Source organism: Nostoc sp. NMS9 (assembly GCF_017114995.1).
In the GTDB taxonomy this organism is placed as follows: domain Bacteria; phylum Cyanobacteriota; class Cyanobacteriia; order Cyanobacteriales; family Nostocaceae; genus Nostoc.
This window is the reverse complement of record NZ_JABXKL010000069.1, coordinates 57,588-73,683: the sequence shown is the minus strand read 5'-3', so window position 1 is coordinate 73,683 and position 16,096 is coordinate 57,588. Positions and strand designations below refer to the sequence as shown.

14 protein-coding genes, 1 tRNA gene and 1 pseudogene are annotated in these 16,096 nt (G+C 42.6%); 9 read left to right on the top strand and 7 right to left on the bottom strand.

Features of this window, described 5'->3' with window-relative positions:
* On the bottom strand, window positions 1–1,779 hold the full coding sequence (locus tag HWQ40_RS20665; protein WP_292781144.1) for an ABC transporter ATP-binding protein: 1,779 nt from the start codon (window positions 1,777–1,779) through the stop codon (window positions 1–3).
* A gap of 215 nt (window positions 1,780–1,994) precedes the next feature.
* On the opposite strand from HWQ40_RS20665, the gene HWQ40_RS20660 reads away from it, so the two are divergent.
* Window positions 1,995–3,056 (top strand): L-histidine N(alpha)-methyltransferase, encoded by a 1,062-nt coding sequence (locus HWQ40_RS20660; RefSeq protein ID WP_292781141.1) that lies wholly within the window; start codon window positions 1,995–1,997, stop codon window positions 3,054–3,056.
* A gap of 507 nt (window positions 3,057–3,563) precedes the next feature.
* Here HWQ40_RS20660 and HWQ40_RS20655 read toward each other — a convergent pair.
* Both HWQ40_RS20655 and HWQ40_RS20650 read right to left on the bottom strand, forming a co-directional pair.
* On the bottom strand, window positions 3,564–3,776 hold the full coding sequence (locus HWQ40_RS20655; protein WP_292781138.1) for a type II toxin-antitoxin system HicB family antitoxin: 213 nt from the start codon (window positions 3,774–3,776) through the stop codon (window positions 3,564–3,566).
* Window positions 3,760–4,026 (bottom strand): type II toxin-antitoxin system HicA family toxin, encoded by a 267-nt coding sequence (locus HWQ40_RS20650; protein WP_292781136.1) that lies wholly within the window; start codon window positions 4,024–4,026, stop codon window positions 3,760–3,762. The genes HWQ40_RS20655 and HWQ40_RS20650 overlap by 17 nt, the downstream gene beginning before the upstream one ends.
* 526 nt (window positions 4,027–4,552) lie before the next feature.
* On the opposite strand from HWQ40_RS20650, the gene HWQ40_RS20645 reads away from it, so the two are divergent.
* Both HWQ40_RS20645 and HWQ40_RS20640 read left to right on the top strand, forming a co-directional pair.
* Entirely contained in the window at window positions 4,553–5,323 is a 771-nt protein-coding gene (locus HWQ40_RS20645) for a pentapeptide repeat-containing protein (protein ID WP_292781133.1), read from the top strand.
* Between the two features lie 36 nt (window positions 5,324–5,359).
* Complete coding sequence (locus HWQ40_RS20640; RefSeq protein ID WP_292781130.1) at window positions 5,360–5,983, top strand: TenA family protein; 624 nt, start codon at window positions 5,360–5,362, stop codon at window positions 5,981–5,983.
* Between the two features lie 175 nt (window positions 5,984–6,158).
* On the opposite strand, the pseudogene HWQ40_RS20635 reads toward HWQ40_RS20640, so the two are convergent.
* Together HWQ40_RS20635 and HWQ40_RS20630 are read right to left on the bottom strand one after the other, a co-directional pair.
* Window positions 6,159–6,642 (bottom strand): annotated as a pseudogene (locus HWQ40_RS20635) (hypothetical protein).
* A gap of 427 nt (window positions 6,643–7,069) precedes the next feature.
* Complete coding sequence (locus HWQ40_RS20630; protein WP_292781127.1) at window positions 7,070–8,230, bottom strand: LLM class flavin-dependent oxidoreductase; 1,161 nt, start codon at window positions 8,228–8,230, stop codon at window positions 7,070–7,072.
* 278 nt (window positions 8,231–8,508) lie between these two features.
* Here HWQ40_RS20630 and HWQ40_RS20625 point away from each other — a divergent pair, with 278 nt between their 5' ends.
* Entirely contained in the window at window positions 8,509–8,808 is a 300-nt protein-coding gene (locus HWQ40_RS20625) for a phage integrase N-terminal SAM-like domain-containing protein (protein WP_292781125.1), read from the top strand.
* Between the two features lie 53 nt (window positions 8,809–8,861).
* Here the strand turns inward: HWQ40_RS20625 and HWQ40_RS20620 are convergent, their stop codons facing one another.
* Window positions 8,862–10,481 (bottom strand): iron uptake porin, encoded by a 1,620-nt coding sequence (locus tag HWQ40_RS20620; protein WP_292781122.1) that lies wholly within the window; start codon window positions 10,479–10,481, stop codon window positions 8,862–8,864.
* Between the two features lie 333 nt (window positions 10,482–10,814).
* On the opposite strand from HWQ40_RS20620, the gene HWQ40_RS20615 reads away from it, so the two are divergent.
* From HWQ40_RS20615 to HWQ40_RS20595, 5 genes are all read left to right on the top strand, one after another.
* Window positions 10,815–11,837, top strand: a complete 1,023-nt coding sequence (locus tag HWQ40_RS20615; protein ID WP_292781119.1) for a metal ABC transporter substrate-binding protein — start codon at window positions 10,815–10,817, stop codon at window positions 11,835–11,837.
* 64 nt (window positions 11,838–11,901) lie between these two features.
* On the top strand, window positions 11,902–12,678 hold the full coding sequence (locus tag HWQ40_RS20610; protein ID WP_292781117.1) for a metal ABC transporter ATP-binding protein: 777 nt from the start codon (window positions 11,902–11,904) through the stop codon (window positions 12,676–12,678).
* 40 nt (window positions 12,679–12,718) lie between these two features.
* Complete coding sequence (locus tag HWQ40_RS20605; RefSeq protein ID WP_292781114.1) at window positions 12,719–13,600, top strand: metal ABC transporter permease; 882 nt, start codon at window positions 12,719–12,721, stop codon at window positions 13,598–13,600.
* A gap of 74 nt (window positions 13,601–13,674) precedes the next feature.
* A tRNA-Phe gene (locus HWQ40_RS20600) sits at window positions 13,675–13,747 on the top strand.
* A 274-nt stretch (window positions 13,748–14,021) separates the two neighbouring features.
* A complete protein-coding gene (locus HWQ40_RS20595; RefSeq protein ID WP_292781112.1) occupies window positions 14,022–14,408 on the top strand; it encodes a hypothetical protein in 387 nt (128 codons plus the stop codon).
* A 51-nt stretch (window positions 14,409–14,459) separates the two neighbouring features.
* On the opposite strand, the gene HWQ40_RS20590 is transcribed toward HWQ40_RS20595, so the two are convergent.
* Entirely contained in the window at window positions 14,460–15,731 is a 1,272-nt protein-coding gene (locus tag HWQ40_RS20590) for a lipid-A-disaccharide synthase (RefSeq protein WP_292781110.1), read from the bottom strand.
* Window positions 15,732–16,096 lie beyond the last annotated feature (365 nt).

The following is a 16,096-nucleotide window of genomic DNA, read 5'->3' as shown; positions in this document are numbered from 1 at the left end:
TCATTTTTTCTCCTTCGGCTTTACTTGAGATTCCAAAATTACACCGTAGAGTGGGCTATTTTGCATCAATTCCTCGTGAGTGCCTTGTGCTACCAATCGTCCTTTGTCTATGAGAAAAATGCGATCGGCATTTTGGATGGTGCTAATGCGTTGAGCTACTACAAAGGTTGTACAAGCTTTTTGGCGCATTAAGCCATCTAGTTTGGCTTGAATTTGGGCAGCGGTTTTGGCATCTACAGCCGAGGTACTATCGTCCAAAATCAGAATGCTGTAATCGGTTAGTAAGGTACGAGCGATCGCAATTCGTTGTTTTTGTCCACCAGATAAGCCCACGCCCCGTTCACCCACAATCGTCTCGTAGCCATTGGGTAGACCGCTAATAAAATCGTGCATTTGGGCGGTTTTTGCAACTTCAATCACCTGCTCTAAGGTGGCATCAGGTTTGGCGTAGGCAATATTTTCGCGGATTGTGCCAGAGAAGAGGGTGGTTTCCTGAAAAACAATACCAATATGCGATCTGAGGCTTTTGAGTGTGAAACTTTTTATATCTCGTCCGTCAATGCGAACTGCTCCCGTTGTGACATCGTAAAAGCGGGGAATCAGGTTCATAATTGTGCTTTTTCCGGAACCAGTCATTCCTAAAACGGCGATTAGCTCGTTGGGCTTCGTTTCAAAGGATACTTCTTTAAGAGCTTCGGTTGTCGCTCCTGGATAGCGAAAGGAAACATTTTCAAAGGTAATTCTACCACCGCAGGTGTCAAATGGGACAGCACCAGGGCAATCGTGAATTTCTACCTCTGCATCCACAACTTCATAAACTCGTTCTGCAGAAGCAGCTGCTTGAGCGATCGCGGGTGCGGCAAATCCAATTAACAAAATCGGTTGGAGAATCAATGCTAGGTAGGAGTTAAACGCCACCAGTTCGCCAATGGAGAACCGATTTCCAATCACCTGCGCTCCCCCATAGGCGAAAACTGCCAGTGTTACCAAATTACTCAGCAAAAAGATCAACGGGAAGGTAGCACGGATGGCGCTAATGGTGTTCATGTTTGCCTTGACTAGGCCATCATTCAGAGTTGTATAACGCGACCTTTCGGTTGACTCACGCACAAAAGCTTTCACTACCCGGATTCCTAGCAAGTTCTCTTGCAATACAGCATTCAGGTTGCTCAGTTGCTCTTGTACTTGCCGAAAAAGCTTGTTATTTTGGTTGATGAATCGCGCCATTAACCATGCAGCTATGGGCACTGCTGTGAGAGTAATTAGTGCTAATCGCCAGTTCATCACCAGCAAAAGCACCGAAATACTCACCAATGTCACCATTGAACCGATGACCTGAATTAAGCTAGTGCCAATAAAGGTACGAATCTGCTCAATGTCGCTGGTGACGCGGGTTAGTAGTTGGGAAGTCTGCGCCTGGTCATGAAAGCTGAAACTGAGATTTTGAATCTTGCTGAAAATTTTGTTTCGCAGGTCATAAGCAACACCCTGAGACGCTGCTTCTGCTAAATAGCTTTGTCCAAAATTAAATACACCACGAGCGATCGCCGCGACTACCATCCAGGCAGCGCTGTATAGCACAATTTGGAGGTTTTTTTGCGTGATACCCTGATCAATTCCCCACCGAAATAGTTGTGGGGTTACAGCGTTGGCGATCGTCAACAGCAACAGGCTGACTAATGCTCCCAGTGAAGTCCAACGGTAAGTGCTTAAACTTCTTAGCACGCGCTGGGTTGACTTTATCGACGAAGTTTCCTGGAGTTCTGGTTGCTGAACCACTGCAATTCACCCCTGTATCTTTGGAAAATTATCTCGTACTTTGATTGTAAAAAACCAATTTCTTCTTTGAGAGTGGGGAATGATGAGATAGAGAACAGCCCTGTTCTTTGTGATGAAAATTCCAAGTTTTGAGACAGTGGCATGGGAGAATACATTTTTAGCAAGCATTGCAGCTAATCAATTTCAAGACCGAAGAAAACCAAAGAACAAGAATAATGGCTCAAAATTTTCATAGCAATTCCCAACTCCCCTTAGATATTTCACCTGCTATCAGTCGCACAGCAAAGCCAAGTTCTGAGTTCTACTCTCTTTTTTCTGAAGAAGAAGTTTTAGGGATAATTCATGCATTAGAAGTCAGACGAGAAATACCTCTTAAGTATTCGTATAAAGGTAGAGGTGCAAAAAATTGGGATGATTTTTACCTGAAATATGTTATTCCTAAATGGTATGGAAGAGCAAATGTAGAGATTGACCTTTTAAAAGATAATTTTAAATACCTGAATAGTAGTATCAAAACTGGTAAAAGAGTAAATATTATAGACGTTGGTGCAGGTAACTCCTATCCAGTTAAAAAGTTTATCCGCAGACTGAACAAATTAGGAAAGGTTAAGAAATATATTGCTTTAGATATTAGTGAAGAATTGCTTCATTTATCCAAAAGTAATTTTAGAAAATGGTTTCCACTAGTCGAGTTTATCAGTTCTACAATTGACATCGAAAGTAGTTGTGTACCCAAAAGTTTGTTCCAAAATCAAGCTAGCCTTGAAATTGACGACACAGCAAAAATATTTTTACACTTAGGAGTTACCATTGGGAATCATCAAAATAGAGAGGAGGTGTTCAAAAACTTTAGAGATAGCATGGGGAAAAATGATTTTCTAGTATTCACTAACGAAACAGGTTCTAACTCTAAATGGGATGGAATAGTTAGAGGTGGCTGCAAGTATCATGTAGAAGAAGTCTATGGATGGGTTAAAAAGAAGATTGGGATTAAATCTGAAGATTGTGAACTGGTGAGAAAGTACGATTTAAAAACAGATAGTATTATTGCTAATCTCAAACTACGTCATGATTACACTATAAACTTTAGTCGGATGGGGATAGATAAAAATCTTGAAATTTCTAAAGGTGAAGAGATTACTATTTGGCGACATCACAAGTATGAAATACCTAAACTGTTGCAAGAACTAGAACGTTCTGGACTACAACTTCTTCACTATACTACTAACAAATACAAATCACATATTATGGTGATTTGTAAGGTTGCTAGTAACTAAGTTCTTCACTTAGACTTACTCTGTCATATCCAAAACACTGAACTTACAGAACCTTGGCGTATACCGTGGTTCCCGCATGGATAAGGTGCAGAAAAAACAATTAACCACAGATGAACACAAATACTCGTAGGAACACAGCAATGCCCATAGGTGTCAACTTAACGTGAAAACCTTGTAATGACGTTATATCAAATTTACTCAATTACCAATCAATCCCAAGTCACTCCACCCCGGTTTTGCTGACACAAAACCTCCCCTCCCCTTGCCAAGGGGAGGGGTAAAGTGTATGTGGGACAAGCGTTTGAGCTTAAGTTAACACTAATGGGCAATACCGTGTCTCTAGCAATATATCCATTCAAATGAGAATCGCTATAACTTAGATACAATAATGGCAGCCAGTAGAATTTTTTAGGTCTTTTAGCAAAGATTTTTCTGAACAGTATCTAATATGGTATTAAATATTTCTGATGATGCTAAAAAATCAATTAAATTTGGTTTGTCTATCAATTAAATGTACATCAAACGTGGTCTAGGTTCAGGTACTGAACGCCCCAAATCCTTAGCAGTTTCTATCCATTCCTGCACAACTAATTCTACATTATGCAGGGCTTCTTGATAAGTATCACCGTCAGCAGCACAGCCTGATAACTCTGGTACTTCAGCAATAAAGGCTTGATCTAATTCACTCCAATAGAGAATAATTTCATACCGAAACATCATTTTTACTTCCTAGCTTATATTTGAGAATCACTGCCCGAACTTGTTTAATTTGATAGCTTTTGGCTTTTCCTCTTTTATGTTGCAGGTTCAATATTTCCTCAACATCGCCTTTGACAAAAATACGATGATCGCCACGAATCCGTTCTTCAAAGCCTAGTCTATATAAAAGTTGCCACAGTTGGGCAAAGGGGATATCTGTATCAGAAGTCCCAGAGAGAATTTTTTCTAAAAGTTTGTCTTGCTGACTCACGTTTTTCTGACTGCCTTAATATTTCTATAGTCTCATATTTATTTAAAATCAGGGTATCCAAAAGCAAATCTATCATTTTGCTTCTGAGTAAGAGCATCCCTGATGACAATGACTAGTCCAGTTATCAGGGCAAACTTTAGGCTTGGATACTGCTCTACTAATTTACTTGATTTTAAAAAAGACTAATTATTTAGATGTTACAGATGCTTTCTTTGAAGCGATATTTTGCAGTGAGTTTAATTTTGTGACACCAGTTTCGCCTCTAGTGGAGTGTATCATTTATCTTGACGAATGGTGCTCATTTACCCTTATTACTGGGGTTGTCAGTCTTAATATCGGCTCAATTTATACTTTCACGACTTTTCTAGAATCCTTTAGCGTAACATTCCATAGAAAAGGTATCACCAATTTATAGGTGATGTAGGCAACTACAGAGGGCAAATTGTTGAGATTGCTTATATCATAATGCTGAGGTATAAATCCATCTCAGTCAACATTGTTATTGAGTAAAAAATATTACACGAATATGAAAAACCAGTTTTTAAGTGCAGTTGCATTTTTAACCACGATTAGTTTGACAACAACCGTACAAGCAGCAAATTCTGAACATGTTAAACAGTTATTGGCAACCAAACAATGTCAAAACTGTGATTTGACGAGTGCAGGTTTAGTGATGGCTGATTTATCTGGAGCCAATTTAAGCGGTGCTAATCTCACAGGTGCTAACCTCAGCCGCGCAAACTTGAGCGGTGCAGATTTGCGGGGTGCAAACTTAAGTGGCGCGAGTTTATTTGGCGTTAACCTGAGCGAAGCTAAATTGAATGGGGCAAATTTGACGGGTGCTGATTTGAGAAATACTTATTTAGCAAATGCAGAACTAACTGGCGCTTACTTGAATGGGACTAATTTTCAAGGTGCAGTTGCTATACCATCACAAATTGCTTCACCAGCAGAATTTTATGCTTTGGGTGTAGCAGAAGGGCAAAAAGGCAACCAACAGCAAGCAATCAGTTATTTTAATCAAGCGATCGCAATTAAACCAGAATATGCGGATGCTTATCTCGCTCGTGGTGTCGCCCGTTACCAAATACTAGATAGACAAGGTGCATCCCAAGATGCTCAAGTTGCGGAAAAATTGTTTACATCTCAAAACAACAGTACTGGAACCCTAACAGCCCAAGCTTTTATAAAAGAACTGCAAACACCCGTCAATGAGAAGGTAAGTACTGGTAAACCCAACTTCGTCGACTTTTTGGGAAGTATTGGCTCAGTCTTGCTCCAGTTCTTCCCTTTTTAAAGGGGATAATAACAGTTGACAAATAACAAATGACAAATGACCTTATCTAACGAATTATGGGCAGCAAATCAAGACTTAGCCCAAGCTTGCTTAGAGCATCCTTTCGTTCGAGGCATTGGCGATGGCACTCTTGAGCAAGCTAAATTTGCTTACTACGTAGGGCAAGATGCTTTTTTCTTAGAAGCTTTTGCGCGTGCCTACAGTATCGCCGCAGCTAAAGCACCAGACTGGTTAGGTTTCACCACATTTCATAATTTAGCTAGTGGAGTTTTAGAAGAATTACGGCTGCATAGTAGCTATGCTTCTGAGTGGGGAGTCAATTTGTATTCTGTAGAACCTGCATCTGCCACCCGCCGCTATACTGATTTTTTGTTAGCAACTGCTTGGAGTAAAGATGTGGGTTTAACTGCTGCGGTGATGTCTCCCTGTATGCGTTTGTATGCCTTTTTAGGAGAAAAATTGGCTTGTAACGGTATTCCTAATCATCAATATGCAGACTGGATTCGTACTTATAGCAGTGCAGATTTTCAACCACTAACTCAACAATTAGAAAATTTGGTTGACAATTATGCCGTTAACAATTCCGTTGTGCATTCAACTTATCGTTATGCGATGTTTTGTGAGCGCGACTTTTTTCAGGCTGCGTGGATGTTCAGTTGAGCAAATTCATATCTAGCAACCTTTTTGACCTTTCCTATCCGTCGAACTCACATTGTTTTAAGATATCAAGCCCAGTAAAAATGCTGGGTTCTATTTTTAAACCTATACACAAACACGACTTACGCAACTGTCACAAGCAATGGCACGGTGTAACCGCGCCGTGCGCCTATAACAACTAGGCGATAAACATAGGAACAGCCGGACGTTTTAGTTGCTGAACTAAATAATTGGATAACAATCCATGCTTAATTTGATAAATTGTTTGACCAGTTCTATAAGCTAAATCTTTGAGCCTAAACCAGACTAAAATAGCGCAGGCAATATGATTTCTTTGAATACGACCCTTACGGCATTGACATGATTCAATGCCAGTCAATTGCTTGCTCGTTGCCACTATATTGCCGTTTAGTTATTTATATTTCTACGGCATATCGTTTATCAATTACTGTGTCATCAAAAACTAGATATGCGTTCTCACTCACTTGGATGATATCTTTAACATTATCCCAAAGCAAACGTGGTGTTAACTTTTCATTCTTCAGATAGCGGTTAATTTTATCATGACTAATCTGCTCCAAATGCTCTGCTAAATTTGTGAGAGTATAATTAATCTGACTACTTAACAAGTACTGGCAATAGTTAAGTTTAGTAAATTTCATAAAATACAAGATTTATTTTATGCATCCTTAACTAATTTTCTCATGATTTGAAGAATACTTAACACAGCCGATTACTGTTACTAATTTTCGCAATGCCTTATGAGTATGAGTACGCCACTTTTATACAGTACAGCAGTACTATAAAATAGCGATCGCACTGTGCTAGTTGCGTAAGTTCTGTGATAGAATTTACGTCTTCCCACAAGCGACTGGTGTACATTACAACGATACCGATCTTACTCATCGCCCAACGACGGTGGAACCGCGCGCAGCAGGTGCCTATGGTTACGGAAGAACAGTAGCCGAAGGTAGCACAGGAGCAGACATCTGGGTTCGAGGTGAGAAGGCACTTATTTCTGCCGCCGAACGCCTGCGTCAGCCGCGCCCGCCGACGGGCGTCGGCTGCACGCAATGGTTGGGCTATCCATCAGACTGAAAATGCCTTACCGTCAGTTTGACCTTTTGGTGTCGTCCCATGCGTGGCCCGATTGATCCGGGGCCAGACCTCGTTCGCCATGAGCTCCATGGAGCGCTGGGCGAGCGCTGGATCGGTCCAGTCGTGGCCCGTGTAGAGCAGTGTGCCGAACGCGCCGACCTCGTTGCGGAATGCAAGAATCTGGTCCGCGACGCTCTGGGGGGTTCCCGCGATTACGAGACGCTCGATGCACCGCTTCGTAGAGAGATCGGAATCCGGCTGGTCGGGAAAGTCGCGCTGGACGTCCAGCGCGCCGGCCTTCGCGAGCTTGGTCCTCATGACGTGGAAGTAGAAGTCGTGCGCGCCGTCCTCGCGATGCACGTAGCGATGTGCTGTGGCCTCGTCATCGGCCACGAAAACGCTGCGCGCCACGCGCCACCCGGAAGCATCGGCACAGAGGCCCGCCGATCGCCGGCCTTCCAGGTAGTTCTTAATGTGGGCCCGGACGACGTACGCACCCACGTAGGTCGCCGAGATTCCGGACCAGCCGCGCGCTCCCGCGGCGTGCGGTCCCTGAGCGTCCGGTCGGATCGAGGTGATGGCGATGGGCGGATGGGGCTCTTGCAGCGGTCGGACAGCGACACCCACTCCGATGTTCCGATCGAGCGAGCGCTCCGTGGTGGTCCGGTAGAACTTGCCTTCGATCCGGTACGGCGGCTCTTCGCTCCAGATCCGGCACATGTGCTCGAGCGCCTCCTGGGTCTTGCGATTTCGGTCCGAGCCCAAATCTCCAATGGCTTCTGCGTCACCGGCAACGCCGGGTCCGACTCCCAGGATCAATCGACCCTGCACCAGGTGGTCCACCATCGCGACCTGCGCCGCCACCATCGCCGGGTGGTAGTTGGCGAGCGGAAGCACGCCGGTACCGAAGGTGATCGACGGGCACGCATCGGCGAGATTCGCAATGAAAGCGAGGCTCGAGGTGATCGTCTCGGCCGAGTCGACGAGATGCTCGCCGATGAAGGCCTCGCGGTAGCCGAGCCGGTCGGCGAGCACGACCGCTTCGCGATCCTCGCGGAGAACGTCCCCATAGGAACGGGACGGCGGGTGGACGGGCTGGATGAAGAATCCGAGCTTCAGGGAGTTCTGCATTGAGTCTTTATAGTCGTTCATTCGTTCCGCGCCGCCCAACTATTTTATTATACGGAAAGTTTCCGTATAATCTTTTTTTAATCCTGATATATCAGGCATTCTAAGGAAATCCTGTTTGAATATACGGAAAACTTCTTTTTTACCCCCTTATTTGGGTATTATACCGAATTTTTCCGTATAACCACCCTTCACAGGAGGATTATATGGAATTTTTCCTTATATCCCTTGGTGTTATCAAGAACTTTTCTGTGTAACATCCTGATTTAGAGTATTAAACGGAATTTTTCTGTATAACACCGATGGAACAACGCCCAAAGAAACTGCTTGAACAAGTACAAGATGTTATCCGGCTTAAACACTATTCTTACCAAACAGAGAAGACTTACATTTACTGGATTCGACGCTATATCCTTTTTCATAATAAACGCCATCCTAAAGATATGGGAAGTACCGAAATAGAAACGTTTTTAACGCATCTTGCGGTTAATGAAAATGTGGCTGCATCAACGCAAAATCAAGCACTTCAGGCTGTTCTAAGGAAACGATCACCTTCTGATTTTAATTTAGCGATCGCACTGTGCCAGTTGCGTAAGTCCTGACAAAAAGAAGACGCAAAGGATAAATTTGCGTCTTCTTTTAATATTTTAAAAAATTAGAAACTGAATGTGGTTCTCAATGCACCAATAACAACATCATCATTAGTGTCGTTGTGATCTGGAGATGTTAACCAGATGACTCCAGGAGTAATGGTGATATTGTCACTCAGCTTATACTGGTAGAAAGCCTCAAGATGATAGGATGTATCAGGATCTTTATCTAACCCTGCGATGTTAGAACTTGTTAATTTAGGCTCCACACCAGCGATGATACCTGCTAAGTTACCTTTTTTACCGAGGTCAGGGAAGCCGAGAGTGACAGCATAGTTCCAAATATCAACGTCTCCACGGGTTCCTCTCAAGCTTTGGCTGTTGGTGTATCCAGCCCAACCACCCAAGACGATATTATCAGTAATGCCAATGGATGCTTCGACACCGTAAGAATTACTGGAAAATCCTACTTGCTCTTCTGGTAAACCCTGGATAGCTGCTATATCCTGGAAAGTGGCGGCATTACTACCTGTGAGTAGTGGTTGGTTATAGGAATTGATGTAAGTTAAACCGATAGAAATGCGATCGCTTGGTTTAACTGTTAGCTGCGCCAACGCCCCGTAAGAACCATTAAACAAACCATTATTGGGCGTAGGGTCATTAGCTGTACCACTCAAATACCCTAGACTCAGTGCCAATTTATCACTGAACTCGTGCGTTACTGCCAACCCCGCGCCATTTATCTGGCCATAAATTGGGTTGCGTGTACCAAAGGTGGACAAAGCACCAAAAGCGCCATCACCGTCAAAGAGATTGACAGTACTGGTAATATCATCTGCTGCAGCTGCGTTGGCAAGAGCAGTAACTTGTGTTCTTTCACCCAGAGGGAATTTGTAATACAAGGCATCTATAAAAGCATTAGTGGTACCATCACCAGCAAAAAATAAGTTACCCTCTGGTGTACCAATGTTAGGGCTGAGAATATTATTAGCCTGGATTCTGGTGAACAGCGTATCTTTCCCTGTGAAGCTGGTTACTAATTCTATGCGTGCCCGTACCCCTAAAGTTGTATTCTCGTCTGTAATTTCTGCACCGTTGACTGTATTTCCTGACAACACATCGCTGACAACTGCAACAACTTGTCCTTGCAATTTAGTTGTAGTTGAGAACTGATTCGCCTCCAATTCAGCACTTCGCACTTCTACTGCATCCACACGACCTCGGAGTGTCGCCAGTTCTGCGGAAAAATCTTCTTGCAGCTTTTGTAATGTGGCTAAATCTTGTTTATTAACTAAATCGCCAGTGGCTGTAGCAATAAGTTCGTTAACGCGATCAAGACAAGCATTCAAACCAGCAGCAAACTCATATCGCGTTAATGCCCGATTACCGCGATAAGTGCTATTTGGGTATCCTGCAATACAGCCATAGCGCTCAACTAAGGACTGCAATGCTTGAAATGCCCAGTCAGTGGGTTGTACGTCAGAAAATTGAGATACGGAGGTAACTTGTCCCATTCTCTGATCTGGCGCGATGTTCGTAGCTCTTGCATCTGGATTAGCTAAAACTTGCGGTTGATTGATTTCAGACTTACCCGATGTTTCACCTGCAAATGTAGCAGTATTCACAAATAGCATGACAGCGCAGACTGCTGGACTAACTAGCAGATATTTCCAGAATTTTTGCATTTCTCTCCTCACATTGATCTGCAACTCACACCCAAACCACGTTTTTTTTAACGGGTATTTTATGAGAATATTTGTCAGCAATCTTATCAGAAGTAAGCAACCTTTTTAACAAAAAAAGTCAAGAAATCCTAATTATTTAGGGAAAACTAAATTGCAGAGGGCTGTACCGTCTGAAAAAGCTTTGTTGTTACTCATTACACAGGAAACCCAAAATGATATTATGTACTTAAAATGAGAATGAGAATTATTTTAATATAAAATTTAGAATACGTCCCATTGTCAATAGCGATGATGACAGAGGTAGAGTAAGCATCCGTTTTGAGGAGAAATATTGTGATTGTGAATTGCAGAGAAATTAGAACAGGTAGGCAAAGAAGCGGCATCTTGCCCATAATTGCTCTGCTAATGTTGTCGATGGCTACTGGGTGTAGCCAATCGAATCCAAATCAAGGAACACAAGGAACAACTTCCGAACAGTCGCCGCAAGCACAGGAAGCTGCTTCTACCCCACAAGCACAGTCGGGAAAAACTAAAGTAGTAGCGACATTTTTGCCGATATATTTGTTTACTAAGGCAGTAGCTGGGGATGTGGCAGATGTAGAAATTCTAGTGCCACCTGGTACGGAGGTACATGAATACCAAGCGACACCAGGAAATGTCAAAGTGATCGCTACTGCTAAGGTGTTAGTAAAAAATGGTTTAGGCTTGGAGGAATTTCTGGAAGGTACTGTCAAAAATGCCCAAAATCCCAAATTAACTGAAATTGATGCTAGTAAAGGTATTAAACCCTTAAATGAAATTTCACCTATTGTAAAAATGACGACAGATGAAAAAGGCCACGAACATAGTCAGGGTAATCCTCACGTTTGGTTAGATCCAGTTTTAGCAAAACAGCAGGTAACAAATATTCGAGATGGATTAATTGCTGCTGACCCGGCGAACAAAGCTACTTACGAAGCAAATGCTACGGCTTATATTAAAGAATTAGAAAGTTTAAACAGTGAATTTCAGCAGACTTTGCAGAAAAATCCCAGTTGTACCTTTATTACCTTTCATGATGCGTTTCCATATTTAGCCAAACGCTATAACCTCAAGCAAGTTGCTGTGGTACAAATTCCCGAAGATCAACTTTCACCAACAGATGTCCAAAATGCCGTCAGCGCTGTGAAAAAATACAAAGTTAAAGCTTTATTCAGCGAACCAGGAGTAGATAATAAACTGCTGACCAGCCTCTCTAAAGACTTAAAAATAACTTTGCGTACTCTCGATTCTCTAGAAACTGGCGAAACAGATCCACAGCATTATTTCAAGGCAATGAAAGCTAATCTGCAAACTCTGGAAACATCATGTAAATAGATTAGTCATTTGTCCTTTGCAAATGACCAATGACTAATGACCAATGACTAATGACCAATGACCAATGACTAATGACATTCCTATTTTGAAAGTAGAAGGATTAACTGTCTATCAAGGCAGCTATCTAGCTGTTGGAGATGTTTCCTTTGAATTATTACCAGGAACAGATACAGCCATTGTTGGCCCCAATGGTGCTGGTAAAAGTACCCTGGTAAAAGCGGTTTTAGATTTGATACCTCGAAGTGCTGGAACGATTGAAATCTTGGGTCGTCCAATTTCCAGATTGGGGCATTTACGCTACACGTTGGGCTATATGCCGCAAAACTTCATTTTTGACCGCAGCTTTCCTATTTCTGTCAGCGAATTAGTAGGACTGGGATGGACTAAGGAAGGGAAAAAAAAGAATTCATTTTTTTCCAAGTTGTGGAGACAAGATCGGGAAAAATCGGCAGCAGTAACAGAAGCTTTACGGCGAACTGATGCTTATCATTTACAGCATCAAGCTATTGGTACTCTTAGTGGCGGTCAACTCAAACGGGTTTTATTGGCTTATTGTTTGGTAATACCTCGGAAACTCTTGGTACTAGATGAAGCCTTTGCTGGTGTTGATGTGCAGGGTACAGCAGATTTTTACGCTCTGTTAAATGAATTAAAGCGAGAGGAAGGTTGGACAGTATTACAAGTTTCTCACGATATTGATATGGTAAATCGGCATTGCGATCGCGTGCTTTGCCTGAACCAAAGCATTGTTTGTACTGGTAAGCCAGAAATTGCCCTTTCACCGCAAAACCTGTTAGCAACCTATGGCCCAGGTTTCAGCCGCTACCAGCACCAACATTAAAAGAATTCGTAATTCATAATTCGTAATTAAAGAATGAAAAATGCCAGTAATTATAGATTTCTTCAATGATTGTCAGATAACTTGGCTAGCGATCGCTAGTAGTAATGACTTGCTAGAGTTGTTACAACTTGCCTCAATACAGCGTGCGATCGTCGGTGCTGCTTTGATGGGAATACTTGGCGGGATGTTGGGTAGTTTTGTCACCTTGCGCCAGTTGTCATTTTTCAGTCACGCGGTTGGTCATGCAGCATTAGTAGGTGTGGCATTAGGTGTGCTGCTACAAATAAATCCTACTTGGATGCTGTTACCTTTTACTTTAGTTTTTGGGGTTATTGTCCTCTACTTTATCGACAAAACCGACTTAGCTAGCGATAGCATACTTAGCATAGTGCTATCTGGGGCATTAGCGATCGGTTTAATTCTCACGAGCCTAATTAAAGGATATCGTGGCAACTTGATGGCTGTGCTGTTCGGGGATATTCTAGCGATCGACACCACAGATTTAATTTTGACACTGCTAGTCCTTGTGGGAGGTAGCATATTTTTACTATCAACTCTGCGACAGCAAATTTTATTGACCCTTAACCCCGATGTTGCCCAAGTTCAAGGCGTTCCCGTCCAATTGTACCGCTACGCCTTTGTGGTCTTGCTTTCACTCGCCGTTGCTGTCGCAATTAAAGCTGTCGGTGTTTTACTGGTGAACGCCTTTTTGGTCATTCCCGCCTCCACCGCCAAACTGATGAGTCACCACTTTAGCCGCTTTCTAATCATGTCGGTGATAGTTGGTTCCATCAGCAGCATTGCTGGCATCATTGTCTCAGGTATTTTCAACCTGGCTTCTGGACCAAGTATTGTTCTTGTCCAATTTCTACTATTTGTAGCCGTTTTCATCGGGTTTAAGTTCAGTTTGAAAGCTGCATAACTATTTTTCTCCAAAGACTTGCTATATTCTTTTATCTTTGCTACATTGATTAATCGTGGCTCACAAAAGCAAAAGCCGGGATAGCTCAGTTGGTAGAGCAGAGGACTGAAAATCCTCGTGTCACCGGTTCAAGTCCGGTTCCTGGCACTATCTTAAACCCCTTGAAATTTAATGGTTTCAAGGGGTTTGTGGTTTGTAGGTACTAGCTTATATAGAAAAAGAAAAACTGTTGTAGCTTGGACTTAAATGTGGGGTATTTTTGGATACATTTAGATAGAGAATGGGTGTAAACAAGCTAAGAAGGGGGAGATTTACCAAGTAGTTGAAATCTTGTTAACCTTTATGCTTAAAATTGCACAAGAGGTTTATTTAGCATCTACTCACAGCTAAAGTTGACTCTTTGCAGGACTAACCCCAAGCAATGCTGACTGAAATTTTGCCTTTCCGTTTTGAGTTAGACACGATCGCGATCGCTGGAGCGAGTTTGTGGTCATTGGCGCTATATCTAGGTTTTTCCAAAGTCAATGAATGGGTAATCGAGCAACTCAATCGCTGGTTTAACTTTGCCGAGCGATCGCTTTACACCAGCCAGTCAGAATTTGAAAAGACTCGTAAAGCCAGAGAATCCCAAAATGCTTTCTACGCCTCACTGTTTAGCATTGTGCCTTTTTTGGTAGTCGGCACTTTATGTAACTGGGTTCTGGAAATTAGTTTAGGTGAGAGTTGGGGAATTAGTACAGGTATATTAGCCTGTATGGGTGCTGGCATTTATGAACTTGGGCGCAGGGATGGAGAATCTTCGGATTAAGCCAGAGTAAAAATGAGGTAGATATTGCTCCCATTACTCCCTCATCTCTCCCTACTTCCCAATTTCCTCACCAACAATCTGTGCTATCTTCTGGGCTGCACCGCTTTCACCACGAATATTACGGAGTTTAGCGCGCATATCATCCAATTTTTCTGGATTTGCCAAAAAGTCTAAAACCATTTCCCCAACTTCTTGCGGTTGAAGTTTACCCATAAGTTCTGGCACAATCTCTTCCTGTGCCCAGATATTTGGCCATGCTAATAAACCTTTATGTCTCACAAATCTCAGAAATGACCAATTAATCACCTTAGCAAAGGGCGTACCGACTACTGGCAGATTTGCCAACAATCCAGGTAAACCATCCCAAGAACGCATAGCGTCAAGTTGCTGCGTTGGTAGCAAAACAATCATTGGCACTCCTAAAGCACCGAGTTCAGCAGTGTTTGCCCCCACCGTAGTTAAGCAGATGCAGCACTGGGATAATAAGTGATATGCAGGGTTTTCTTGCCACAGTTCCACAATTAAGCCCGTTGCTGTTTTGAGCAATGCCTTGCCTTTGGCATCCTCTGGGACAATTAAGGAAGCACCGCCAAAGCCAAAGGTTTCAGCCATAGAGTTCTTTTGGGGATCGGCAAAACTAGCTAAAGTTTGTAAATCCAAAGTTGGGGCTACAGGAATCACAAATCTGGTTTGCGGTCTTTTTGCATGAAGGTATTCGGCAATAACTAGAGTTAATGGTACTCCTTGAGCTAATTTTGCTGCTTTTGAACCAGGGAGTAAACCAATGATCGGGGAGTGGGGAGTAGAGAGTAGGGAGTAAGGAGTGCTTACTTGTTCTTGTGCTTCTAGCATCAAATCACCGACAACAGTGAATTTGTGAGAATATTTTTGGGGGATACCGGCTGCAACTTCGGGTTTCATGATTCCAAAGCGATCAATCCAGTTATGCCAACGAGCTTCCCATTCGGCGTAAACAACTGTGCGATATCCGAGCTTTTTGCCTATAATCACTGGAAAAATTTGATCGCCGCCCAAAAAAACAATAACACCGCGACTTCTCCAATCCCAATTTTCAAATGTTTTGCCCCAAAGCAAAAATTGCCAAAAATGTTCTGCTCCCTGAACTCTATCTACTTCTGGGTAAGAAAGAGCGATCGCAGCTTCTTTACCACTGGCATTTGAGCAAGGCGATAATACCACAGAAATCCTCGCTAAAGAACGATCATCCCCTAATTCTTTCCGCAACGCCTTTACTACTGGACGCACCCAGGTTGTTACTTCACCTGGGCCATTTGAAAGGATAAGAATATCTACTTGAGTCATTAGTCAAAAGGCAAATATTACCTAATTTGTTCTTATGTTATAGGTATATACTGTAGCTTGTTAGTGAGATTTGATAACCTGTTTCACATTGATTTTGCATAGAGTCGGCAGTCATTTAATCGCCTCCACTGTCACCTATATAGTGTTTCCCATTCAGATGCGGTACAACGTTATATCCCAATATGTAGGGAACATGCCGTGCCCCTACGGGTGTATCTCACGTAAACGATAACCGCTATATAACAACTATTGGCTTTCACGTGCCTTTAGTTGATGTTACCAAATAATCCAGAATTTTTGATTTTCAATACCTGTTTTAATGGATAAAAATTGACCATTTTCAGATACTTAAATATCAGTAATAT

What these genes read in the sequence shown, in the direction of transcription:
- HWQ40_RS20590 (WP_292781110.1), bottom strand. Translation starts at nt 15,731, where the DNA reads ATGACTCAAGTAGATATTCTTATCCTTTCAAATGGCCCAGGTGAAGTA.
- HWQ40_RS20640 (WP_292781130.1), top strand. Translation starts at nt 5,360, where the DNA reads ATGACCTTATCTAACGAATTATGGGCAGCAAATCAAGACTTAGCCCAA.
- HWQ40_RS20605 (WP_292781114.1), top strand. Translation starts at nt 12,719, where the DNA reads ATGCCAGTAATTATAGATTTCTTCAATGATTGTCAGATAACTTGGCTA.
- HWQ40_RS20595 (WP_292781112.1), top strand. Translation starts at nt 14,022, where the DNA reads ATGCTGACTGAAATTTTGCCTTTCCGTTTTGAGTTAGACACGATCGCG.
- HWQ40_RS20630 (WP_292781127.1), bottom strand. Translation starts at nt 8,230, where the DNA reads ATGAACGACTATAAAGACTCAATGCAGAACTCCCTGAAGCTCGGATTC.
- HWQ40_RS20660 (WP_292781141.1), top strand. Translation starts at nt 1,995, where the DNA reads ATGGCTCAAAATTTTCATAGCAATTCCCAACTCCCCTTAGATATTTCA.
- HWQ40_RS20620 (WP_292781122.1), bottom strand. Translation starts at nt 10,481, where the DNA reads ATGCAAAAATTCTGGAAATATCTGCTAGTTAGTCCAGCAGTCTGCGCT.
- HWQ40_RS20655 (WP_292781138.1), bottom strand. Translation starts at nt 3,776, where the DNA reads ATGATGTTTCGGTATGAAATTATTCTCTATTGGAGTGAATTAGATCAA.
- HWQ40_RS20645 (WP_292781133.1), top strand. Translation starts at nt 4,553, where the DNA reads ATGAAAAACCAGTTTTTAAGTGCAGTTGCATTTTTAACCACGATTAGT.
- HWQ40_RS20625 (WP_292781125.1), top strand. Translation starts at nt 8,509, where the DNA reads ATGGAACAACGCCCAAAGAAACTGCTTGAACAAGTACAAGATGTTATC.
- HWQ40_RS20610 (WP_292781117.1), top strand. Translation starts at nt 11,902, where the DNA reads ATGACTAATGACATTCCTATTTTGAAAGTAGAAGGATTAACTGTCTAT.